The sequence below is a fragment of the Kluyvera genomosp. 3 genome (genome assembly GCF_011765685.1).
Taxonomy (GTDB): Bacteria; Pseudomonadota; Gammaproteobacteria; order Enterobacterales; family Enterobacteriaceae; genus Kluyvera; species Kluyvera georgiana_A.
Map to the genome: position 1 here is coordinate 2,180,548 of NZ_CP050321.1, position 22,124 is coordinate 2,202,671.

Genomic DNA, 22,124 nt, shown 5'->3' on the forward strand with positions numbered 1-22,124 from the left:
AACTGGCATGCATTATGAAAGCAGTTAACGGTATAGTGCGATGAAACGAAAGTTACAGAGGTCTTATGCAACAGCTTGATGAACGACTGAAAGCGCAGTACGCGTCTTTATCGCCGCAGGAACAACGGGTGGCGGATTTTATTTTCGATCATTTTGATGACCTGATTAGCTATAACAGCGCCGAGCTGGCGCAGCTCAGCGGCGCTTCGAAGGCTACCGTTAGCCGTCTGTTCAAACGCCTGGGCTATGAGAAATACAAAGATATGCGCGATGAGCTGCGCACCCTGCGCCAGAGCGGGATGCCGCTGACCGATCACCGCGATGCGGTGCAGGGCAATACGCTGCTGGCGCGCCACTACAAACAGGAGATGGCCAACCTGACGCAGTGGGTTAACGCGCTGGATCCGCAGCAGTTCGCCGAGACGCTGCAGGCGATGGTGGCTGCCCGGCGGGTGGTGATTATCGGCATGCGTAACGCCTATCCGGCGGCGCTGCACCTGCGCCAGCAGCTCCTGCAGGCGCGTGGTCAAGTGCTGGTGCTGCCGCAGCCGGGGCAAAGTCTAAGCGAAGAGCTGGTCGATTTAAGCGCTGAAGATCTGGTGGTGGTGATGGCGTTCCGCCGTCGTCCGCGTATTATTCGCCCGCTGTTGCAGCAGCTACAGCAGCGCGGTATTCCGGTACTCTTGATGTGCGAACCCCAGGCGCACGGGCTGTTTCCGCTGGCGCGCTGGCAGCTTTGTGCGCCGCTGGACAGCGTCTCGGCGTACGATAGCTACGCCTCGGTCAATAGTCTGATCAACCTGCTCGCCAACGCCTTCCTGCACGAAATTCTCGATAAAGGGCGTCCGCGTATTCACGACATTGCTTCTCTTTATCAGGATCTGGACGAACTGGAGCAACGCTAATGGGGCGCCAGCGTGGTGCTTTGCATTTTTCTGGTGCAACTTCACAATAGGGAAACGCGCTGCCGTTTCCTTTCTACTGCTCACTTCTCTCGATATTCCGGTGATTAACGGCCACTTCGTGTCTGTCCTGCTGGCGAAATATATCTGGCACATTAGTTGCAAAAGTCATTCGTAAGAATCTTTTGTTTCATGCTAACGTAACGGGTAAACATCATGAAGAAACTGTTGATCGCACTGGCCGGGGCCGCTTGTCTGTTCACCAACCTGTCGGTGGCACACGCTGACCAACTACAGGATATCGAAAAACGCGGTGTTATTCGTATTGCGGTGCCGCAGGATTTCCCGCCGTTTGGCTCCGTGGGCACCGACCTCCAGCCGCAGGGCTATGACATCGATACGGCGCGCTATCTCGCCAAAGCGATGAAGCTCAAGCTACAGCTGGTGCCGGTCACCAGCGCCAACCGCGTACCGTATCTGCAGACCGATAAGGTCGATCTGGTGATTTCCAGCCTCGGGAAAAACGCCGAGCGCGAGAAGGTGATTGATTTTAGCCGTGCCTACGCGCCGTTCTTCCTTGGCGTGTTTGGCCCGAAAGGCGCTGAGCTGAAAGACCCGGCGGCGCTGAGCGGGAAAAGCGTTGGCGTGACCCGCGGCGCGGTGGAAGACATGGTGCTGAGCAGCGTAGCGCCGAAAGAGGCGCAGATTAAGCGTTATGAAGATAACAACACCACGCTGTCAGCGTATCTCTCCGGTCAGGTGCAGTATGTGGCGACCGGTAACCTGGTGGTCGCGGCCATCACCCGGCAGAACGCCGATAAAGCGCCGGTACCCAGTTTCATGCTGAAGGATTCTCCGTGCTTTATTGGGCTGAAAAAGAACGAACCGGCGTTGAAGGCGAAAGTGGACGCGTTAATTGAAGCGGCCATGAAAGACGGCACTCTGAACGGGTTGTCTGAGAAGTGGCTGAAAGCGCCGCTGCCTGCCAACCTTGGCGTATAAGGCCGGGGTATGACGGAGCAACTTGATTTCTCTGCGCTCTGGCCGCTATGGCCGGAGCTGCTGGCGGGGCTGTGGGTGACCGTACAGCTGACGGTGCTGGCGACGACAGGCGGCCTGGCGATAGGCATCTTCGGTGCGGCCATCCGCAGCGGGCGTCCCACGTGGTACAGCCGGATATGGGGCGGGTATGTCGAACTGATTCGCAACACGCCGTTTGTGGTGCAGCTGTTTTTTATCGTCTTTGGCTTGCCGAATCTGGGGCTAAAGATGACGGCAGGCGAAGCCGCGCTGCTGGCGATGGTCGTCAACCTCGGCGCTTACAGCACCGAGATCGTCCGTGCCGGCATTCAGGTAACGCCAAAAGGGCAGTGGGAGGCCGGGCGCGTGCTGGGGCTCAGTCGGCTCCAGACCTTTATGCGGGTGATTTTACCGCCCGCGTTACAGCGCATTTATCCGGCGTTGGTCAGCCAATGCATCATCGTGATGCTGGGTTCATCGGTGGTATCGCAGGTCTCTTATGAGGAGCTGACGTTTGCCGCCAACCTGATTCAGTCACGTACCTTCTTGAGTTTTGAGGTCTATCTGGTGACGACGGGGATTTATTTGATGCTGTCGATAACGATGCGTCAGCTGCTGATGGCGGCAGGGCGGAAATGGCTGGGGGTGCAGGCATGATGACCACCTTTACCGATTGGGACATCGTTCGCAACCTGCTGCTGGCCGCACGCTGGACGGTGCTGTTGTCGCTGGTGGCGTTTATCGGCGGCGCGCTGGTGACGCTGCCGCTCCTGTTGCTGCGTCTGACCGGTGGACGTCAGGTGAAACGGCTGATCCGCGGCTATATCGAACTTTTTCAAGGCACGCCGCTGCTGATGCAACTGTTCCTCGCCTTTTTCGGCGTGGCGCTGTTCGGCATCGACGTCTCGGCGTGGACCGCAGCTTCGCTGGCGCTGACGTTCTACACCAGCGCGTTTCTGCTGGATATCGGCTTCGGCAGCATACGCGCTCTGCCAAAAGGCCAGTGGGAAGCGTCGCGCTGCCTGGGGTTGAGCTTTAGCCAGACGCTGTGTCGGGTGATTGCGCCACAGGCGCTGCGCATCGCCATTGCCCCGACGGTGGGTTTCGCCGTGCAGGTGATTAAGGGCACGGCGCTGGCGTCGATTATCGGTTTCGTTGAGCTGACTAAAGCGGGCACTATGCTGACCAACGTGACCTATCAGCCGTTTAAGGTCTTTGCGCTGGTGGCGCTGGGCTACTTCATTTTGTGTTACCCGCTGTCGCGCTACAGCCGTTATCTGGAGAACAAATTCAATGCCTCTCATCACCATTAACCAGATGCAGAAGTATTACGGCGATAACCACGTGCTCAAAGGCGTCGATCTGGATATCGACATGGGCGAAGTTATCTCCATTATCGGCCGCAGCGGTTCGGGCAAAAGCACGCTGCTGCGCTGTATCAACGGTCTTGAAGGCTATCAGGATGGCAGTATCAAACTCGGCGGGATGACCATTACCGACCGCGATTCGCAGGCGCGGGAAATCAGCCGCTCCATCGGCATGGTGTTCCAGAACTTCAACCTGTTCCCGCATATGACGGCGCTGGAAAACGTGATGCTGGCGCCGCGTCGGGTGTTGAAGAAAAGCGCCGCCGAATGCCGTGAACTGGCCCAGCGGATGCTGGAAAAGGTCGGACTTGGCGACCGGCTTGATTATTATCCGGCCAATTTGTCCGGCGGCCAGCAGCAGCGAGTGGCCATTGCCCGCGCGCTGGCGATGTCGCCGAAAGTTTTACTCTGTGACGAGATTACTTCAGCGCTGGACCCGGAGCTGGTGGGCGAAGTGCTCAAGGTGCTGGAGCAACTGGCGGCAGAGGGTATGACGCTGATTCTCGTGACCCATGAAATGAATTTTGCCCGCGAAGTGGGCGACCGCGTGGTGTTTATGCATCAGGGACGCGTCTGGGAACAGGGCGACAGCAAGACGCTGTTCGCCAACCCGCAGACGACCGAATTGAAGCAGTTTATCTCCTCCGTGCGCGGCCTTAATTAACTCAAGGACTTTCCGATGGATATCACTCAGTTTGCACAAATTAACCCGCCGTCTCGTCTGCTGATGGGGCCTGGGCCAATCAACGCCGACCCGCGCGTGCTGCGCGCCATGGCGAGCCAGCTTATTGGTCAATATGACCCGGCGATGACGCACTACATGAATGAAGTGATGGCGCTGTATCGCGGCGTCTTTCGGACCGAAAACCGCTGGACGATGCTGGTAGATGGTACGTCGCGCGCCGGGATTGAGGCGATTTTACTTTCCGCGATTCGCCCTGGCGACAAAGTGCTGGTGCCGGTGTTTGGCCGCTTTGGTCATCTGCTGTGCGAAATTGCCCGCCGCTGCCGCGCAGAAGTACACACCATTGAAGTTCCATGGGGCGAAGTCTTTACCCCAGACCAGGTTGAAGACGCCATCAAGCGCGTGCGCCCGCGGCTACTGCTGACGGTGCAGGGGGATACCTCCACCACCATGCTGCAACCGCTGGCGGAGTTGGGTGAAATTTGCCGTCGTTACGACGTACTGTTTTATACCGATGCCACCGCTTCGCTGGGCGGTAACCCGCTGGAGACCGATGCCTGGCGGTTGGATGCGGTGTCGGCAGGGATGCAAAAATGCCTCGGCGGCCCGTCAGGCACCTCGCCGATTACCCTCAGTGCGCGGATGGAAGAGGTGATACGCCGCCGCAAATGTGTGGAAGCAGGTATTCGCACGGAGGCCCATCGCGATGGCGTCGATGAGATGGTCTACTCCAACTATTTCGACCTCGGCATGGTGATGGATTACTGGGGCCCGGAGCGCCTGAACCACCATACCGAAGCTACCTCGGCGCTGTTTGCCGCGCGGGAATGTGCGCGTCTGATCCTTGAGGAAGGTCTTGAGAACGGTATTGCCCGCCATAAGCTGCACGGTGACGCGCTGCTCAAAGGGATTCAGGCGATGGGGCTTGAGACCTTCGGCGACCTGAAACACAAAATGAACAACGTGCTGGGGGTGGTGATTCCGCAGGGGGTCAACGGCGACCAGGTGCGCAAATTGATGCTCGAGGATTTCGGGATTGAAATCGGCACTTCATTCGGCCCGCTGCACGGCAAAGTGTGGCGCATCGGTACCATGGGCTACAACGCGCGTAAAGACTGCGTGATGACCACGCTGAGCGCGCTGGAGTCGGTGCTGAACTATCTCAAATTCCCGACCACCCAGGGCGCGGCGATGCAGGCCGCGTGGGATCGCTACCGCAGTGAGAGCGCGCAATGAGTCAATTGATACGCCAGCAGGCGGAGAGGCAGCATGCCGCGGCGCGGGTGATGGCGCGCGCCGATGAACTGGCCGCCATCAGCGAAACGCCGGACGCGCTGACCCGAGTCTATCTTTCACCGCAACATTTACAGGCAAATCAGCAAGTAGCGCAGTGGATGACGCAGGCGGGGATGCGCGTCTGGCAGGATAGCGTCGGCAATATTTGCGGCCGTTACGAAGGTGAGCAGGAGGGGGCGCCGGCTATTCTGCTGGGATCGCATCTCGATACCGTGCGTAACGCCGGACGCTACGACGGTATGCTGGGCGTACTGGCGGCTATCGAGGTGGTGCATGCCCTGCATCAACAGGGGCGGCGGCTGGCGAAAGCGATTGAGATTGTTGGCTTTGGCGACGAAGAGGGGACGCGTTTTGCCATTACGCTGCTCGGCAGCCGTGGGCTCACCGGCACCTGGCCCGATAACTGGCTGGCGCAGACCGATGCCGACGGTATCAGCGTGGCGCAGGCGATGATCGACTCCGGGCTCGATCCCGCCCAGATCCACCTTGCCGCGCGCCGAACGCAGGAGATTGCCGCCTATCTGGAGCTGCATATCGAGCAGGGGCCGTGTCTCGAACAAGCCGGGCTGGCGCTGGGGGTGGTAGAAGCAATCAACGGTGCGCGTCGTTTGAACTGCCGCTTTATGGGTGAGGCGGGGCACGCAGGCACGGTGCCGATGAGCCATCGTAAAGACGCGCTCGCCGCCGCCGCCGAGTGGATGATACAGGTTGAAACGATGACCCGTGAACAGGGCGGGAATCTTGTGGCGACGGTAGGGACGCTGCGCTGTGCCCCCGGCGCGGTGAACGTGATTCCCGGAGAGGTGACGCTCACGCTGGATATTCGTGGGCCGAGCGATGAGCCGCTTGAGGCGTTACTGAACGCACTGCTGGCCCAGGCGCAGGTGATTGCTGAACGTCGTCATTTACAGTTCAGCGCTGAGACGTTTTACCGCATTGCCGCCACCGCCTGCGACCCGGGATTACAGCAGATATTGCGCGATGCGGTAAGCGAGGTGCAGGGCGGTTCGCTGACGCTTCCGAGCGGCGCGGGGCATGATGCTATCGCCATCGCCGAACGCTGGCCGGTGGGCATGCTGTTTGTCCGCTGTAAAGGCGGGATTAGCCATCATCCGGCGGAGTCGGTCAACGTTGAGGATGTGGCGCTGGCGATCGACGCTTTTTCTCGCGCGGTCGTGGCGCTGGATAAAAACGCGTAAAAAGGGCTGTGTCCTGAAAGACAAAATCCACGCCGGGGCGTGGATTTTGTGTTGTAAAGCTTCGCTACCACTTCATCTCGCCGGTATTGACCTTCGCGCTCAGCTCCAGTGAGCTTTCATCGGCAAGGTTCGGGTAAGCCGCCTTCATGGCGCCGATAACCGCAGCCGATCCTTTTTGCTTTTTCAGCGTCTGCTCAAACGTTTGCAGGTAGTTATGGGTGAAGGTGATAGCCGCATCCTTTTCCGGGCGCGGGCCCAGATAGTGCCCCGGAATGACCTGCTGAGGTTTGAGCGCCTGCATTTCGTTGAGTACCGTCATCCAGCCCTGACGAATCGTCGGGGTCTGCGTATCCGCCGTCCAGACATGAATGCCTGAAGCAATCCCGGTCCCACCAAGAATCGTTTTGTTGGCCGGGATCCAGACGTAGGCGGCATAGTCTCCCGTGTGTTTCAGTTCCAGCGGCTCGCCGTCTACCGTAAAGCGGGTGGCGCGGGTCGCTTGCGGCACAATGATTTTGGTTGGCGCGCCGTCTTTCATTTGCGGGCCCCAGAAGGCCAGCTTGGCGTCTTTGGTCGCCTTAATATGATCTACGATGGAGGGAGAGGCCACCACCTCGGCCTGAGGGAAAGCGGTCACCAACGGTTCCAGACCGAAATAGAAATCCGGATCGCCCGAGGTGATAACGATCGTTTTCAGCGTTTTGCCGCTCTCTTTGATCATCTGTACCAGCTTTTCCCCATCTTTCACGCTGAACTGGGCGTCAAACAACACCGCTTCTTTCGGGCCTGAAACCAGCGTGGAGGATACCGGGAAAATGCCTTTTTCCTGCGGGTTATAGACGTCAAGATGCAGCGGGGCGGCAAAAACGGGCGCCGCGGCCAGGGTGAGGATCAGCGAAAGTGATTTCATATAAAGGGTATTCCTGAAGCATTGAGTGATGCCACCATTTTACAGATTTGCGCTTTTGCCATAATTCCTGAAACAATACATGCTGAGTTTCATAAAACGATCAAATGGGGATGTGATGGACAGGATCATGGCGGCAATTACCTACAACCGCATTTGTGAACTCGGGAGTCTGAGTGCGGCAGCCCGTTCGCTGGGGATCTCTCGTCCCATGGTGAGCCGTTATCTCGATGAGATGGAGAAATGGGCCGGTTCGCGACTGATACACCGCTCAACCCGTCGGCTCACCATTACCCCGGCGGGTGAAAAAACGCTGGAGAAAACGCGGCAACTTGCCCTGTTATCACAGGGAATTGAAGGGGGGGCCACCCGCCTTGCCCCGTCAGGAACGCTACGCGTTGCCTGCGCGCATTTTACCGCGACGCATTTGCTGGCGCCGATTGTCCCCACGTTTCTCGCCCGCTATCCGGCGTTACGTATTGAGGTGGAGATTAATAATCAGCCGGTAAGTCTGGTCGGTGAGCGCATCGATCTGGCGATTCGCATCACCAACGAGCCTGAACCGGGGGCTATTGCGCGCTATCTGGGGACGTGCCGCTCAGTGCTGTGCGCCTCGCCAGGCTATCTTGAACGGGCAGGAACGCCGGCTTCGCCAGAGGAATTGCCACAGTATAATTGTTTACACTACAGCCGGTTCTCCGGCCAATCCTGGTCCTTCCGCGACAGTGAAAACAGGGGAACATCGGTGGCCGTGCGCGGTAATTTCAGCGCCGGGATATCCTCACTGCTGTGTGATATGGCGGCGGCGGATGTGGGGTTGGTGATGGTGCCTGAAATTGAAGCCCGCGCGGCGCTGGAAAGCGGCAGGTTAGTAAGGGTACTGCCGCAGTGGGAACCGCAGCCGCTGGGTATTTATGGACTTTATCAGTCGCGCGATCATCAGCATGCGGCGCTTAGTTTGTTGTTGGAAGCGATTAAGCGGCATCTTGCGAGGTGAATATTAAATATCCTAAAGGATAATCAACTACCCATAGTGATGCGTTTCGCGCGGTGGGTGGTTTTTCCTGATATTAAAGGTGCCTATTAAATTAACGTCTTTAAATGAATTGGGTTGAGACGTTGTATGACATGGGATGTATTTAGCTGATGTTAATGGCTCACGTAGTGAATGAAAAAATCCACGCGATTGCGTGGATTTTTTCATTGCACATTACGCCACTTGCTGGCTCTTGGGGCTGCTGTCCCCATTTAGTGGCTATTCTACGAAGACGATTCTACGTGATTTTTAATGCGAGGCATAAAGTCAATGAGCGCTTGCTTTTGCTCTTGGGAGAAATCATCCCTATCTCCTAGATCCTTCAAGGTGATGCCATCAATTTTTTCCGCCAGTAAAGTTGTGTATGAGTCTACGTGAGGTTTGAGGGCAGGGGTAGGGTCAAGATGTTTAAGACCGCTCATATTGGTTACCACTCGACGAATTTGATCCGGTTCAACGGATTCTGTATTGACGATACCATCACAGAGCATCAGCAGATTGCCCTTAAGATGATCGATGTTTTCACTACTTTTTAAAGAAGCCTCCATGCACATAATCTGCATCTTATTAACGGCTTCTACCGTGGCTTGATCTGTCTCCCCTGTCACGGAGGATGAATGTGTTTTCACAATGACCTTATTGTGAACAATGCCAGATGGTATGATGGTTTTGAGCCGGCTATCCAGATATTTTCTGGTATAAGCTGCCCGCTCTTTCAAATCATAGAGTTTACATGCCTTCGAAATGCTATCATTGAAAAAGCTATAATTGATTGAACTATTACGTGCCTTTTTCAGATCTTTGGCAATAATTGATTCGGCTCTTCGACAATATTTATCAGCTTTATTAAGTTCATTCTTTGTGGAATAAAATCTAGACATGTCAAGATTAGCGTTACTATTGCCGAAAAAAGCGCTAATGCGAGTAGTGATACCTGGCATTTATCTCTCCTTTATAAGTTTATTTAATTAGTGATTATCATTCATCCCTACATAACTAACTTTAAAAAAACGGGTTTTTATGTAAATTGTTATGCTGAAAATGAGCGCAATTTGGTAGTCATGAACTTGTAAATATTTTAAATTATCAGGTGTTGAATTCCTTTTTACAAGTGCTGCTAAGAAATGAAATTGATAGTCATAATCTCTGCGCTGGTAACATGTGGTGCGAGAAAAATAGAATAGAACCAATCTGGTGGTAAGGAGAACCATGGCTGAACACGTTTGTGTTCAGCCTTTTTATCAGTAAAAGCCAGGATTGCCAGACACAAAAGGAGGTCATAAATGTTCGATAATGAATGGAGAAACAAATTTTTCGCTGAATATTATTTTGGCGACTACTGTCTTAAATTCAACGAGGTTTTGTTGAAAAATGGTCGAGTAATACCTATTCCACCAAAAGAGCTGCACATATTGAGTCTTCTTGCTGCCAATGCAGGGCGCCTTCTGAGCAAAGAATTTCTCATCAAGACGGTATGGAATGGCGGTATTGTGAGTGATGAGTCATTAACCCGATGCATCTATTCCTTAAGGAAGATCTTAGAAAAAAATGGTGATTCTGGCTATATAGAAACGATATATGGAAAAGGTTATGCATTCGCATCAGAGATATCACTGACCCCTTGTGTTAAACATAATACGCAAGAGATGCTGGCGGTTTTTCCCTGTGGGAAATTTTCCGATCTGGCATTTGTCGATGTCTATGAGATGTTTTCTGAGAGCCTGCCTGTGGATGTCAATATTTACCCCTATGCTTTATTAAGTAAATGTAAAAATCCTGAAGATTTTCAGATGTTTATCAAGCATCATAATCCAAAATATGTTGTCTATTATACGCTTACCGATGTTGATCATAATGAACGGATCATTAATTTTAGCGTCGAAAACAGAATGGCAGATGAGGCGGTGGCCTGGCTGACGGTTGATGTCACGCAGCTAAAAGAACGCAACTATACTTATTTCAAGCATCGTATTCAGCGCTATTTTAAACCTAAATTCTCCAATGATGATGGGCAACAGGTCTTTGAACAGACCAGTTTTACAGAAAAAAATCATTTGCATCACTCTTTGGTTAATTATCTGATTGATGATTACAGCCACTCCAGCCTCACCACGACCGTCAATGTATTGCTAAAAAATGCAAACTGCATGAATCATCACGTTGATGGAGTTATAAAGCTTGCAGAGTGCTATCTGGGATTCATTTTGTCCGGGGATAGCAATGTCTATAAACTGATTTATAAAATTAAAAAGATCATCGATAGTCTGCTTCTGGTTGAACCATTAAACGCCAGGGTGCTGGCGCTGATGGGGGTGGTGAAAAGTATCGATAAAGAGGATGAGCATTCACATCATTGTTTCTCCCAGGCCAATTATTTAGCGCCGAATGATGATTTTGTGATTTATTATTATGCTTTGCATTTTTTTTTCAAAGGCCAATATGGGCTTTTTCTTGATGAAGTACAAAAACTTAGCCATTCATCTGCTTTTAATGGTCGCGTTCAGTTTCTGAAACATAAGATTCACGCTCAACAGCTTGGAGGAGACGGCGATTCGGGAAAAAAACTGTGTCAGATTTCGGCTGATAGTATGGCTATCGATGATGTTTCTGATGAAACCTATCATGTTTATGCTAAAGATAAACGTAATACTCTGCGGGGCAGGCATAAACAGTTGCTCAATGCCCGATTGAATGAACTTAAAGAAATATCTTATCACCCCCTCAGAATACGTAATAGTATCGACTGGATGTAAAGAGAGAGTTAGCAAAGAGATGAAGTTGATATTGGCAATTGTTCTTACTATGCCGTTCATTCGTCATGTTCATGCTGATTGCTGGGAGTTTACCGCTAAACGATTCAATATTGAAGTCCGGCTCCTGCAGGCCATTGCACAAGTAGAGTCAAGAATGGAACCGGCATCAATAGGTAAAAACAGAAATGGCACTCGTGATTATGGACTCATGCAAATCAATAGTATCCACCTTGACAGACTAAGAAAAAAAGGGATCAGTGAGTCAATGCTAGTGAGCGACCCCTGCATTTCATTATTGGTAGGCGCATCCATTCTGAAAGATATGGTCAATATCTATGGTTACGGTTGGGAAGCCGTCGGTGCCTATAATGCTGGGGCTGCCAAAGGGCGTTACAACCTGCGAATGAAGTATGCTCGGCAGGTATGGCAGATCTATCAACGACCCGTTGGCGAACGTCTTGATATTCCATTAGAAGAATTCCATCGTCGAATATCTTTATGACTTAATTCCGATTTAAATATAATGGAGTTGTGCGCGTTTAATGGTTTTTTTCATCATAATTTCGTCATGATTGTGGTGCGTTGAAACACTATAGTGATTATATCTTTCTTCGCAAAAGAACTTATGATGAAAATTGCTATCCGTAACAACAAATTGGCTGCTGGGGACGAGATTACCTTCGCCGGGCATTCATTGCTTTATATCGCCACTGGAAGTGATGGTTGCAATCTTAATATATTATCTCGAGCGCAGGAGTCGGTTAAATTCATCGGCGGAAACCAGCAAGGAATGCTGGTATTGAAACCATGTACTTTGGCTATTGAATCCGGACAATTAAACTACAGCAGCGTTAAATTTCCGTTCCTGGTCAAACTACAGGTTTTCATTGATCGTGCTCGTAAGCATCAGAAGACCTACGATGAATTTAGCCCTTATGGATATTTGCCGGCTGAGCTAGGGCCCCGGCCTTCATTGAGAAAAGTGGAATACTGGTTCTTAAACCAGATATTTATGCAAACTGATGGAGTCAATCAGTTCTCAAGTGTATTACAGCATAACGAATGGTATAACCTGGTTGAGTTTCTCCTTGATGAGTCTTGCGGCAATAATACCCAACACTTGCGATTATTGTGTGAGCGTTATGGTTTATCTGCCTCTCATTTCAGACGGCTAGCCAGAGTGGCTTTAGGTAAAACAGCGAAAGTTGAATTGCGCGATTGGCGACTGGTGCGAGCGCTATTTGATATGTTGGAAGGTAACCATAACCTGACGACTATTGCGATGAATCATGGCTACTCATCGCTGTCTCATTTTTCCAATGAGGTTAAAGAGGCATTTGGCGTGTCGCCAAGAAATTTAAAAAAAGTTTTATACGTGAGCTGATTAATGATGATTTTTAACAAATACCTCAATGTTTGCATTCTTATCGCAGCTTCAATGACGACAATAATTCCGAATACGGGAATTGCAAATGCACTAGCCGCGCAAGGATATGTTGCACGAGATGAGGGGGTAAAAGGCATCTTTGACGCACTATCTTCGACTATGCACAAACCTATTGTTATCAGCAAAATTGCCGCCCGTAAGAAAATAAGCGGTGAGTTCGATATGACGCGTCCTGAGCAGGTGGTTGATGCTGTGGCCAATCAACTTAGTCTTATTTGGTATAATGATAACCAGGCTATATATATTTATGACTCATCGGAAATTCGCAATGCTGTCATTGTGTTGAAAAATACCTCACTTAACGTGGTGGTCAATTTTTTGAAATCCTCCGGGCTCTATGATACTCGCTATCCAATTCGCGCAGATAATCGTAGTCAGACATTTTATGTGTCAGGTCCACCTATTTATATCGACCTGATTGGTAATGCTGCAAAATTCCTCGATCGCAAAAGCGATGGTTTTGATGGCCGAGAAAACTTAGCGGTTATCCCATTGTTCAATACTTTTGTTGACGATCGTGAATATACCTACCGTAGCGAGAAAATCACCATTCCCGGCATGGCCAGCGTAGTGAACCGCGTCATGTCCAGCGGTAAAGCGCCGGGGGGGGTGGTGCAAATGAGTCCACGTAAAGAGGATGAAGCGCTTTTGCTCAATTCATTTCCCGGCGATACCAATGAATCCGAAGCACGCGAGGTCAGAAGCCTTGACACCGAAACAAAGGTGCAGCCGACTGGCAATGGGATGAGTATTATCGCCGACCCTGGAACCAATAGTCTTTTAGTTCGCGGAAGCGCTGAGCAGGTTTCTTATATCCGCAATCTGGTTAATTCCTTAGATATCCCTAAGCGACACGTCGAACTTTCAGTATGGATAGTCGACCTGCAAAAAGATGCCTTTAATAATTTGGGGGTTGAGTGGTCAGGGAGCATTAATGTTGGCAACAGTTTTGGACTATCGCTGAACGGAGGAAGCAGCACTATAGATGGCGCGAGTTTTATGGCCGCGGCCTTAGCTCTGAGCGAGAAAAATAAAGCCAATATTGTTTCCAGACCGATGATTCTGACCCAGGAAAATATTCCGGCGATCTTTGATAACAGTAGGACGTTCTATTCAAAACTCGTCGGTGAACGTACGGCTCAGTTGGAAAATGTGACCTACGGAACGCTAGTGAGCGTATTGCCGCGTTTTACGGAAAACGGAGAGATAGAAATGATGCTCAACGTTGAGGATGGTAATCAATTCGATAACACTCGCACCGGCACCGATGATCTACCTGAAGTAGGTAGAACGAAGATCAGTACCGTGGCAAGAGTCCCGAAAGGGAAAAGTCTGCTTATCGGCGGTTATACCCGCGATGAAGAATCAAAGGTAGAAGGAAAGATCCCATTACTTGGCGATATTCCATGGTTAGGGCAGTTATTTAGCTATACGCGTGACCGTGGCTCCAATATGGTGCGTGTGTTTCTGATACAGCCACGTGAAATCGATGGTCCATTAGCCCTCGATGCCCACAGCCAGATTGCCGAGATGAAGAAGAACTTCTCACGCGATGATTTGCAGAACTGGATGACCAATTATCTGGATAGCCAAAAATGGCGATAGGAATCAATAATAATAGCCCGTCGATGCAAATATATATGCAGCGCAGGGACAAGCTGTCGACGGAAAAGCAGACGCTTTCAGATCAGAATGAAATTAAAAATGCGTTAGCCGGAGACGATGCGGCGATAGTTGAAGACGAATCTCCCGCGGCATTATTGCAGCGCTTTGCGAGCGCTACGGATGAAATGTCTGCAGCAATGTCACAATTTCGTAGCCGTCGCGATTACGATAAAAAAATGGGGGCATCGGCAGAAACTAGCTTTGACCAGGTCCTTGATGAGGATGTTTTCCCAAAAGCAGACCAGCTTGTGAAAATAATGAAAGGTCAGCAGGGCGCTAATATTGAAAATATGCTGCGCCATGCACGCTCACTTTTCCCTGATGAAAGTGATTTGGTGTTGGTTTTACGTGAAACGCTTCGCCGTCGAGAGCTTGATGAAGTCGTCCGTAAACGTCTGAAGAAATTATTAAGCCAGGTTGAAAAGGAAGCCGATCCTAAGCGGCTGAAAGCGGGTATTAATGTAGCATTGAAAGCGCGCCTGTTTGGCAAGACGCTGAGTATGAGCCCGGCAATAATGCGTGAAAGCTATCGCAGCTTTCTGGAGAGTGAAGATCACGAAATTGAGGTTTATCAGGATTGGGTCACGACATATGGTATCGAACGTCGCAGCATTGTCGTTAACTTTATGGAGGATGCGATTCTCTCTGATATTGACTCTGCCGACCCCAGTTGCAGCCACGTTGAGTTCAGTTATTTACTCGGGCGTGTTGGGCAAATAAAAATGATCCGCTCCTGTGATGCTCTGTTTATTAAGAACGTCCTCAGCGATCAGGCAGTGCGAGAAGTCAATCATGATGAAGGATCCTGGTTGTTTTTTATGTTTGGCATATTGCGTGGTCCACAGGATATTAATGAGCTCCTGACTTTAACGGTTGGGGATTACCTGCGTTTTGTTAAACGCGCAGAGCAAGCTCAGTTTTTACAATCAGTATATACCAACTGTAAAAAATTGCCCTGTGAGGCATTTATTTCGCTTGAAGAAAGAAACAATTTGCTGATGTATTTTGAAACACTCATTAATAAAGCACTGCACAATGAGAATATTGAACGGCGTAATGCCGCTGATGCACCAATTTCTAAAGAGCATGAATAATAATGAATAAGTTTTTACATCAGATACGACATCATCCAGAGCTATTTATCCTGGTTCTGATCGTTGTCATCATCTCCATGCTGGTGATTCCGCTGCCGACTTTTCTTGTCGATTTTTTAATTGGCTTGAATATGGTGCTTTCGATCCTTGTGTTTCTGGCATCATTTTATGTTGATCGCATTCTAAATTTCTCAACATTTCCTTCGGTGCTATTAATTACGACATTATTTCGCCTGGCTTTATCGGTCAGCACCAGCCGTTTGATACTAAATGATGCAGATGCGGGTGATATTATCGCCACCTTTGGCGAGTTCGTTATCGGCGATAACTTAGTCGTTGGTTTTGTTATCTTCGCGATCGTCACCATTGTGCAGTTTATGGTGATTACAAAAGGTGCTGAGCGCGTCGCGGAAGTGGCGGCCCGTTTCTCGCTTGATGGTATGCCTGGTAAGCAAATGAGTATTGATGCTGATTTGCGCGCGGGCTCAATTGATGCTGATGCCGCAAAAGAGCGACGCAGTGTCGTGGAGCGAGAAAGCCAGCTCTATGGCTCCTTTGACGGTGCGATGAAGTTTATTAAAGGCGATGCTATCGCGGGTATTATCGTCATCTTTATTAACTTTATTGGCGGCATCAGCGTTGGCGTTTCTCAGCACGGCATGGATATGTCCACTGCGCTGTCGACCTACACCATGCTGACCATCGGCGATGGTTTAGTTGCCCAGATTCCGGCGCTACTTATCGCGATTGGCGCGGGCTTTATTGTTACGCGCGTGAATGGCGAAGCCGATAATATGGGCCGAACTATCGTCGGCCAGCTATTTAAAAATTCAACGGTGCTGCTGATTGGCGCGATTATCGCACTGGGTATAGGGAGTCTGCCGGGCTTTCCGCTTGCTGTATTCGTTATTCTGGCTCTCTCACTGACCGCCATGTTTTATTATCAGTACCTACAAGAGCGAAAGAGCAGCGGCGCCGCGGCTGACACAGCCCCAGTCAGCAGCTTTGATCCCGATGCTCAGCCCGATGAATCAGGCAGCTCACTGGGCATGCTCACCGATCTCGATAGTATCGCTTCGGAAACCGTGCCGCTGATTATTTTGCTTAATGATAAAGATCTCGAATTATTCGAAAAGGATAAGCTCGCACAGCGTTACCGCAGTCAGTTCTTTATTGACTATGGCATTAATTTGCCGGAATTCACCCTAAAATCGTCGGTGAATATTGAACCCGATACCGTGACGCTACTGATTAATGAAATTAAGGCAGAACAATTTCAGACAAAATTTAACCATTATCATGTGGTGAATAGCTCCCCAGAGATTGAGAAAATGGGGATCCCTTATGTTCTGATTGATAATCTGGTATGGGTCGATGAGCGTCAACGTAAGACGTTAACCCAATTAGGTTACCAGCTGAGAAATAGCATTGATGAGGTTTATCATACCCTTGCGGCTATTCTGATTCGCCACATTAATGAATATTTTGGCGTTCAGGAAACGAAAAATATGCTTGATAAACTTGAGGAGAAATATCCTGATCTGATGAAAGAAGTTATGCGTCATGCCACCGTACAGAGGATCTCAGAAGTTCTGCAAAGGCTTCTTGGGGAAAAAATATCGGTGCGTAATATGAAGCTAATTATGGAAGCTATTGCTCTGTGGGCACCCAGAGAAAAGGATGTCATCTCGCTGGTTGAGCATATTCGTGGCGCAATGTCACGCTATATTTGTCATAAATTTTCTCATTCTAATAGCCTGCAGGTAATCATGCTATCGGGTGAGTTTGAGGAGCGAATCAGGGCAGGGATTCGCAATACTTCGGCGGGTACTTTTTTAAACCTTGAGCCTGCCGTTTCGGATGAACTAATGGATAAATTCGCTCTGGCTATGGATGGCGTAACTATTTCTTGCCGTGATTTGGTGGTGCTGACTTCAGTTGATATTCGTCGTTTCTTAAAGCGGTTTATTGAAACGCGTTTTAAAGATCTGGAAGTTATGTCATTCGGCGAAATTAGTGACAGCGTATCTATAAATGTCATAAAGACGATTTAACAGGAGTTATAACAGTAATGAATATTGATATTGTTTCTTTAGTTCGCTTGGCACTTGTTGAAAGCGGCTGTGATGAATCGCTGCTGGGGGATTTTGACGCCCACTCAACGATTTCCCTCGATTTTGAAAACTCGCCAAGCCTGTTGATTAGCATGGTAGATGACAATGTCTGGATCTGGTCAAAAATATGTGAGGCCCATGAAACTATTCTGCGTAACAACGCCAGTGCAATTCTGGAAAAGATAATGGGTGGCTGCCAGTTTTCAATCACCGAACAACTGCAGTTAACGGAAAATGAGGGCTACCTTGAGCTTCGCGGAATGGTACATCCTGGCTACCTGGAGAGCAGCCAGCGCTTTGCCGATGCGCTGGACGAATTCTTTAGCCACCAGGAAGATTTTCTGAGGCTTATTCGCTAATGACTATTGGAATGCTATTACGGCAGCAGGCACATCCTCTGCGTTTGTCCGGCCCGTTGATCGAAGCACTTTTACCTGGGGTAAAAGTGGGAGAGCTTTGTGAAATTCGCCGCAGCTGGGACGAACCGGAAGTTGTGGCCAGAGCGCAGGTACTAGGATTCCACGCCGATCGAACGATTCTCAGCCTGATTGGCACCGCCCAGGGCTTGTCACGGGATGCTGTGATTAGCCCTACCGGTGCAGGACTCTCGGTCACCGTGAGTCATGAGTTGCTGGGTTGTGTGCTCGATCCGGCTGGGAATATCGTCGAGCGATTTGGCGAGCAGTGCGAAAGCTATGCCAGGCAAGTTCGCCCGGTAGATGCCGCTCCGCCTTCCTATCAGGATAGGGTCGGTATCCGTGAACCATTTTTAACGGGGGTACGCGCAATTGATGGGCTGATGACCTGTGGTATTGGCCAGCGACTGGGAATATTTGCCGCCGCTGGCTGCGGCAAGACAACATTGATGCATATGCTGATTGAACAGTCCGAGGCGGACATTTTTATTGTCGCGCTAATTGGCGAGCGTGGCAGGGAGGTTACCGAATTCTCAGAAGCGTTGCGCCATTCTAAGCATCGGCATAAATGCATTCTGGTTTATGCAACCTCAGATTATTCGTCATTGGATCGCTGCAATGCTGCGCTGGTTGCCACGACTGTCGCCGAGTATTTCCGTGATTCAGGCATGAATGTCGTGCTGTTTCTTGACTCGATGACCCGCTATGCCCGCGCACTGCGTGATGTTGCGCTTGCCTCGGGCGAGTCGCCGGCACGGAGGGGGTATCCGGCATCGGTGTTTGACGCACTGCCGAAGCTGCTTGAGCGTCCTGGTTGTACCCGCGATGGCAGTATTACAGCCTGGTATACCATTTTATTAGAAAGCGATGATGAGCCGGATCCTATCGCCGATGAAATTCGCTCTATTCTCGACGGGCATTTGTACTTGAGCCGTAAGCTTGCCGCCAAAAATCATTATCCGGCCATTGATATCCTCAATAGCGTCAGTAGGGTTTCAAGCCAGGTGTGTGACGAGGAGCATCTACAGTTGGCTGGCGCGGTACGGCGTATTCTGGCCAAAATTGAAGAGCTGCAAATCTTTGTCGATCTTGGGGAATATCAGCCTGGTGAGAATGCGGAGAACGATCGCGCGATGGATTTGCGCGATTCGATATTAGCCTGGCTTCGACAACGTGGCGATGAGCATGCCAGCTTTAATCAGATCCTTCAGGAGATGAGACATTTTGCGTCGTAAAATACATTCATTGATTGTGCGTTCGGAATTTAAGCTACAACAGAATGATTTTCTCATCGCCAAAAATGAGAGTGAACACAAGAGCCTTAGCAGCAAAATAGCGCATATTCATCAGGAAATGAATGCGGTGCAGTCGCTTAGCCAGAGCCTATATCCTCAGGGAGTCCTTAATAAGGAAAAGCTGCTGGCTATTCAACGTCGCCAGGGAGCATTAAAGCGAAAGCTTGCCGATATGAGAATGCAGGTTTCCCAGATTTTGTTAGACAAAGAACGTTGTGAAAAAGATAAAGAAATGCTCTGTGAAAAAAAGAAAATTTTCCTTAAGAAAATTGATAAATATGATTTTCTGAGAGTGAGGGAGCGTCGCGAAAGGCAGCTAAGGGAAGTGCGAATGGAAGAGTCAGAAATTGAAGAGAGGGTATCATGGCAACGATAAATAACGTCACTAATTATCCCAATGTTTCTCAGGATAAACATATTTCAGGTGAGTCTAAAAAACTCGATGATATCGTTCGAAAGAAGAAAGTTGAGGATACAGATGCCCCGACGGCATTACCCACTACGTTAACTGGCGGCATCGTGCAGCAGAATTCTTTGCTGCGGCTTTCGCTTGCTTTGCGTGGACACGGGGAAAAGGTTACGGAGCGGAGCCCTAAAACGGTGGCAGCCGCTCCAGTCACCATTACCAAAGTGGTATCTGAGCGTTTACGTGTCAGCGAAAAGCCTGCCGTGGAGCAAAGCCTAAAAACGGACGCACCGGCGGAACGAAAAGAGAACGGCGAAGTTAAAAAAGCTGTGAAAGAACCGAGTCTGGCCACAAAACCGCTTAGCGAAGTAGCCGGAACGAATTCTGATAGACGTGTCCAGGCGCCAGCGACCGTGGCAGACAGCATAAAAGTCGTCCAGCAAGCGGATATCAGACCGATATCTGAACAGGATCGCAGTGATGTATCAGATAAGCCGCTCAGTCATAGAAATGATGTGACGTTTATGCCACCGCAATCGACGCCGCAGGGCGCACGACACGTCGAGATGAAAGAGAGCGCTGTGGTGAAAAGAGAAAGTCAGCAAATGCTCTCAGGCAATGCGAATGGCGTTGATGGTGGTCGCACTGTAGCGAACGAGTCCGTTAAGGGCAGCAGTAACCTGACTTATCATTTTTCGGAATGGGGAAGCGGCCATCGAGTTAACGTGCAGCTCGCTGCACAGCAGGGCTTACCGCTGGTGCTCAGCCCATCAGATAACCTTGTTCAGGATCGCCTTGCTGACCAGGGCGGCCAGAATGACGGTGGGCAGCCGCAGTGGATATTCCAGGATGAACAAGATCAGCAGCAATCCCGTGGCGGTAAACCGCCAAAATATGCTGAGGAACCGATGTGATCAGAGAACATTTACGCAGCTATTCCAGAGAAGAACGGGCATGGCGTCAATGTATTGCTTACTGGAATACCCAAGGCTATCAATTCGAGCAAGGCATAGAAGCGGAAGGGCCTCTGCTGCATTTTTCTACCGATCGCGGCTGGGAGGGTCTTATTGATCTTCGAGACTGGTATGCCAGTTTCATGCCGCAGCAGGCACGTATGGCCAGCGTGTCCTGCACTGTTGAACAGTTGAAGATCTTATTTCTCAATAGCATTCAACCGCTGGTTGGGCTGCCCACTGGGCTTGAATATCAGCGCGTTGAAAGCCGCGGACTGGTGGAAGACAAGAAAAGCGTTAAGGGTCTGTTTTCCTGTTTACTTCCACACGGCCGAATGTGGTTGAACGGTAAACGACCGGACGCAATTTCTCCGCCAGAACGTCAAAGCACACTGGATATTCTACGTGTTCCCGTGACGCTGTTTTTTGAAATCGGGCATAGCTTTATTAGCTATCGTTTGTTGAAAAAAGTTTGTCGTGGCGATGTGTTGCTCGTTAATCATGTTGAAAACAAGATGAAAATTCACGGCGAGTCTCTCGCTAAATTTGTCCGCAATGAGGAAGGTTTTATGTTTGATGTTGAAGATGGTCATGAATATATCGAAAACACCGACTCTGTCGCTGCCGACGAATCAACAAGTTCGATTGAAAAAAAAGCTTTACTGCCTGTAGATAAGATCAAAATTGAACTTGGTTTCGTTTTACAGAAAAGCACCGTCAGTCTCCAGGATATTGAAGGGTTTTATCAAGGGGAGATTTTGCCTTGTCACTTTGATGCGGAGAAAAATATTGAGATTACCGCTAACGGTGCTGTCGTAGCGAGAGGGGAGTTGGTATGGTTTGAAGAGCATTTTGGCGTGGAAATTAAAGAATTATGCCATGAGGTCAATAATGATCCAAGGTAATGATATTTCGCTGATTGCCATTCTGGCTTTCTCCACGTTATTGCCGTTTATCATTGCCTGTGGCACTTGCTATATCAAATTCTCGATCGTATTTGTGATGGTCCGCAACGCCCTCGGTCTGCAACAAATCCCGTCGAATATGACGCTGAACGGCATCGCGTTAGCATTATCTTTCTTTGTAATGATGCCAGTGGTAAAGAACGGCTATGAAGAATATAAACGCTCTGATATGGATACCAGTAATCCAGAATCCGTGGCATATTTCATTGAGCATGGCATGGATAGCTACCGGGACTATCTACAAAAATATTCTGACCCTGAACTTACGCAATTCTTTGAACGCGTTCAGTTGCAAAGAGATCAAGATGCGATGGGGGCCGCCGAGGAGGAGGAAAAACCTTCTATAATATCGCTGCTGCCTTCTTATGCGCTCAGTGAAATAAAAAGTGCCTTTAAAATAGGATTCTATATCTATTTGCCTTTTGTGGTTATTGATTTATTGGTATCCAGTATTTTGCTGGCTCTGGGGATGATGATGATGAGTCCGGTGACGATATCGGTGCCAATAAAACTGGTGTTGTTTGTGGTCATGGATGGATGGACCTTATTATCCAAAGGCTTGATTTTGCAATATATCAATCTGGCTACTTCATAGGTTTTTATA

At 49.8% G+C, this 22,124-nt stretch carries 22 protein-coding genes; 20 read left to right on the forward strand and 2 right to left on the reverse strand.

The genetic code is table 11. The features are described from left to right. The first annotated feature begins 65 nt into the window (after nucleotides 1-65). From hpxU to hpxK, 7 genes are all read left to right on the forward strand, one after another. Entirely contained in the window at nucleotides 66-905 is an 840-nt protein-coding gene (gene hpxU, locus GY169_RS10165) for a MurR/RpiR family transcriptional regulator HpxU (protein WP_167575661.1), read from the forward strand. A gap of 213 nt (nucleotides 906-1,118) precedes the next feature. Next, nucleotides 1,119-1,904, forward strand: coding sequence for a transporter substrate-binding domain-containing protein (locus GY169_RS10170; RefSeq protein WP_167575662.1), 786 nt, complete (start codon nucleotides 1,119-1,121; stop codon nucleotides 1,902-1,904). 9 nt (nucleotides 1,905-1,913) lie between these two features. After that, entirely contained in the window at nucleotides 1,914-2,579 is a 666-nt protein-coding gene (locus GY169_RS10175) for an amino acid ABC transporter permease (protein WP_167575663.1), read from the forward strand. After that, nucleotides 2,579-3,235, forward strand: coding sequence for an amino acid ABC transporter permease (locus GY169_RS10180; RefSeq protein ID WP_065356800.1), 657 nt, complete (start codon nucleotides 2,579-2,581; stop codon nucleotides 3,233-3,235). Before GY169_RS10175 ends, GY169_RS10180 begins: the two co-directional genes overlap by 1 nt. After that, nucleotides 3,216-3,953, forward strand: coding sequence for an amino acid ABC transporter ATP-binding protein (locus GY169_RS10185; protein WP_167575664.1), 738 nt, complete (start codon nucleotides 3,216-3,218; stop codon nucleotides 3,951-3,953). The genes GY169_RS10180 and GY169_RS10185 overlap by 20 nt, the downstream gene beginning before the upstream one ends. A gap of 15 nt (nucleotides 3,954-3,968) precedes the next feature. Beyond that, complete coding sequence (locus GY169_RS10190) at nucleotides 3,969-5,210, forward strand: pyridoxal-phosphate-dependent aminotransferase family protein (protein ID WP_167575665.1); 1,242 nt, start codon at nucleotides 3,969-3,971, stop codon at nucleotides 5,208-5,210. Then, on the forward strand, nucleotides 5,207-6,469 hold the full coding sequence (gene hpxK, locus GY169_RS10195; protein WP_167575666.1) for an allantoate amidohydrolase: 1,263 nt from the start codon (nucleotides 5,207-5,209) through the stop codon (nucleotides 6,467-6,469). The genes GY169_RS10190 and hpxK overlap by 4 nt, the downstream gene beginning before the upstream one ends. A 64-nt stretch (nucleotides 6,470-6,533) precedes the next feature. Here the strand turns inward: hpxK and GY169_RS10200 are convergent, their stop codons facing one another. Next, the gene (locus GY169_RS10200) at nucleotides 6,534-7,379 is read right to left on the reverse strand and encodes a Vmh family MBL fold metallo-hydrolase (protein ID WP_167575667.1); all 846 of its coding nucleotides are present in this window, start codon (nucleotides 7,377-7,379) and stop codon (nucleotides 6,534-6,536) included. A gap of 115 nt (nucleotides 7,380-7,494) precedes the next feature. Between GY169_RS10200 and GY169_RS10205 the strand changes: the two genes are divergently transcribed. Beyond that, nucleotides 7,495-8,373, forward strand: coding sequence for a LysR family transcriptional regulator (locus tag GY169_RS10205; protein ID WP_167575668.1), 879 nt, complete (start codon nucleotides 7,495-7,497; stop codon nucleotides 8,371-8,373). Between the two features lie 263 nt (nucleotides 8,374-8,636). Here GY169_RS10205 and GY169_RS10210 read toward each other — a convergent pair whose 3' ends face one another. Beyond that, nucleotides 8,637-9,353, reverse strand: coding sequence for a hypothetical protein (locus GY169_RS10210; RefSeq protein ID WP_167575669.1), 717 nt, complete (start codon nucleotides 9,351-9,353; stop codon nucleotides 8,637-8,639). 342 nt (nucleotides 9,354-9,695) lie between these two features. Here GY169_RS10210 and GY169_RS10215 point away from each other — a divergent pair, with 342 nt between their 5' ends. From GY169_RS10215 to GY169_RS10270, 12 genes are all read left to right on the forward strand, one after another. Next, entirely contained in the window at nucleotides 9,696-11,165 is a 1,470-nt protein-coding gene (locus GY169_RS10215; protein ID WP_167575670.1) for a winged helix-turn-helix domain-containing protein, read from the forward strand. A 19-nt stretch (nucleotides 11,166-11,184) separates the two neighbouring features. Continuing rightward, the gene (locus GY169_RS10220) at nucleotides 11,185-11,667 is read left to right on the forward strand and encodes a transglycosylase SLT domain-containing protein (protein ID WP_167575671.1); all 483 of its coding nucleotides are present in this window, start codon (nucleotides 11,185-11,187) and stop codon (nucleotides 11,665-11,667) included. 123 nt (nucleotides 11,668-11,790) lie between these two features. After that, nucleotides 11,791-12,549 (forward strand): helix-turn-helix domain-containing protein, encoded by a 759-nt coding sequence (locus tag GY169_RS10225; RefSeq protein WP_167575672.1) that lies wholly within the window; start codon nucleotides 11,791-11,793, stop codon nucleotides 12,547-12,549. Nucleotides 12,550-12,552: 3 nt separating this feature from the next. Further along, nucleotides 12,553-14,217: a type III secretion system outer membrane ring subunit SctC gene (gene sctC, locus GY169_RS10230; protein WP_223802746.1), complete on the forward strand. Its 1,665-nt coding sequence runs from the start codon at nucleotides 12,553-12,555 to the stop codon at nucleotides 14,215-14,217. Next, nucleotides 14,208-15,371, forward strand: a complete 1,164-nt coding sequence (sctW, locus tag GY169_RS10235) for a type III secretion system gatekeeper subunit SctW (protein ID WP_167575673.1) — start codon at nucleotides 14,208-14,210, stop codon at nucleotides 15,369-15,371. Before sctC ends, sctW begins: the two co-directional genes overlap by 10 nt. Then, nucleotides 15,371-17,425 carry an EscV/YscV/HrcV family type III secretion system export apparatus protein gene (locus GY169_RS10240; protein WP_411908125.1) on the forward strand — a complete coding sequence of 685 codons (2,055 nt, stop codon included), beginning with the start codon at nucleotides 15,371-15,373 and terminating at the stop codon, nucleotides 17,423-17,425. Before sctW ends, GY169_RS10240 begins: the two co-directional genes overlap by 1 nt. Before the next feature lie 17 nt (nucleotides 17,426-17,442). Beyond that, entirely contained in the window at nucleotides 17,443-17,844 is a 402-nt protein-coding gene (gene spaK, locus GY169_RS10245) for an SPI-1 type III secretion system chaperone SpaK (protein ID WP_167575675.1), read from the forward strand. Next, nucleotides 17,844-19,136 carry a type III secretion system ATPase SctN gene (gene sctN / locus GY169_RS10250; RefSeq protein ID WP_167575676.1) on the forward strand — a complete coding sequence of 431 codons (1,293 nt, stop codon included), beginning with the start codon at nucleotides 17,844-17,846 and terminating at the stop codon, nucleotides 19,134-19,136. The genes spaK and sctN overlap by 1 nt, the downstream gene beginning before the upstream one ends. Then, nucleotides 19,126-19,572: a hypothetical protein gene (locus GY169_RS10255; protein ID WP_167575677.1), complete on the forward strand. Its 447-nt coding sequence runs from the start codon at nucleotides 19,126-19,128 to the stop codon at nucleotides 19,570-19,572. The genes sctN and GY169_RS10255 overlap by 11 nt, the downstream gene beginning before the upstream one ends. Further along, nucleotides 19,560-20,516: a type III secretion system needle length determinant, SpaN/EivJ family gene (locus tag GY169_RS10260; protein ID WP_167575678.1), complete on the forward strand. Its 957-nt coding sequence runs from the start codon at nucleotides 19,560-19,562 to the stop codon at nucleotides 20,514-20,516. The genes GY169_RS10255 and GY169_RS10260 overlap by 13 nt, the downstream gene beginning before the upstream one ends. Next, nucleotides 20,513-21,460: a FliM/FliN family flagellar motor switch protein gene (locus tag GY169_RS10265; RefSeq protein WP_167575679.1), complete on the forward strand. Its 948-nt coding sequence runs from the start codon at nucleotides 20,513-20,515 to the stop codon at nucleotides 21,458-21,460. The genes GY169_RS10260 and GY169_RS10265 overlap by 4 nt, the downstream gene beginning before the upstream one ends. Next, complete coding sequence (locus GY169_RS10270; protein WP_167575680.1) at nucleotides 21,447-22,115, forward strand: EscR/YscR/HrcR family type III secretion system export apparatus protein; 669 nt, start codon at nucleotides 21,447-21,449, stop codon at nucleotides 22,113-22,115. The genes GY169_RS10265 and GY169_RS10270 overlap by 14 nt, the downstream gene beginning before the upstream one ends. The last annotated feature ends 9 nt before the right edge of the window (nucleotides 22,116-22,124 follow it).

Excerpts from the sequence above, each read along its gene's own strand:
- sctW (WP_167575673.1), top strand. The coding sequence starts at position 14,208 with ATGGCGATAGGAATCAATAATAATAGCCCGTCGATGCAAATATATATG.
- GY169_RS10200 (WP_167575667.1), bottom strand. The coding sequence starts at position 7,379 with ATGAAATCACTTTCGCTGATCCTCACCCTGGCCGCGGCGCCCGTTTTT.
- GY169_RS10175 (WP_167575663.1), top strand. The coding sequence starts at position 1,914 with ATGACGGAGCAACTTGATTTCTCTGCGCTCTGGCCGCTATGGCCGGAG.
- hpxK (WP_167575666.1), top strand. The coding sequence starts at position 5,207 with ATGAGTCAATTGATACGCCAGCAGGCGGAGAGGCAGCATGCCGCGGCG.
- GY169_RS10220 (WP_167575671.1), top strand. The coding sequence starts at position 11,185 with ATGAAGTTGATATTGGCAATTGTTCTTACTATGCCGTTCATTCGTCAT.
- GY169_RS10180 (WP_065356800.1), top strand. The coding sequence starts at position 2,579 with ATGACCACCTTTACCGATTGGGACATCGTTCGCAACCTGCTGCTGGCC.
- GY169_RS10190 (WP_167575665.1), top strand. The coding sequence starts at position 3,969 with ATGGATATCACTCAGTTTGCACAAATTAACCCGCCGTCTCGTCTGCTG.
- GY169_RS10225 (WP_167575672.1), top strand. The coding sequence starts at position 11,791 with ATGATGAAAATTGCTATCCGTAACAACAAATTGGCTGCTGGGGACGAG.
- GY169_RS10185 (WP_167575664.1), top strand. The coding sequence starts at position 3,216 with ATGCCTCTCATCACCATTAACCAGATGCAGAAGTATTACGGCGATAAC.
- spaK (WP_167575675.1), top strand. The coding sequence starts at position 17,443 with ATGAATATTGATATTGTTTCTTTAGTTCGCTTGGCACTTGTTGAAAGC.
- hpxU (WP_167575661.1), top strand. The coding sequence starts at position 66 with ATGCAACAGCTTGATGAACGACTGAAAGCGCAGTACGCGTCTTTATCG.
- GY169_RS10215 (WP_167575670.1), top strand. The coding sequence starts at position 9,696 with ATGTTCGATAATGAATGGAGAAACAAATTTTTCGCTGAATATTATTTT.
- sctC (WP_223802746.1), top strand. The coding sequence starts at position 12,553 with ATGATGATTTTTAACAAATACCTCAATGTTTGCATTCTTATCGCAGCT.
- GY169_RS10260 (WP_167575678.1), top strand. The coding sequence starts at position 19,560 with ATGGCAACGATAAATAACGTCACTAATTATCCCAATGTTTCTCAGGAT.
- sctN (WP_167575676.1), top strand. The coding sequence starts at position 17,844 with ATGACTATTGGAATGCTATTACGGCAGCAGGCACATCCTCTGCGTTTG.
- GY169_RS10170 (WP_167575662.1), top strand. The coding sequence starts at position 1,119 with ATGAAGAAACTGTTGATCGCACTGGCCGGGGCCGCTTGTCTGTTCACC.
- GY169_RS10270 (WP_167575680.1), top strand. The coding sequence starts at position 21,447 with ATGATCCAAGGTAATGATATTTCGCTGATTGCCATTCTGGCTTTCTCC.
- GY169_RS10205 (WP_167575668.1), top strand. The coding sequence starts at position 7,495 with ATGGACAGGATCATGGCGGCAATTACCTACAACCGCATTTGTGAACTC.
- GY169_RS10210 (WP_167575669.1), bottom strand. The coding sequence starts at position 9,353 with ATGCCAGGTATCACTACTCGCATTAGCGCTTTTTTCGGCAATAGTAAC.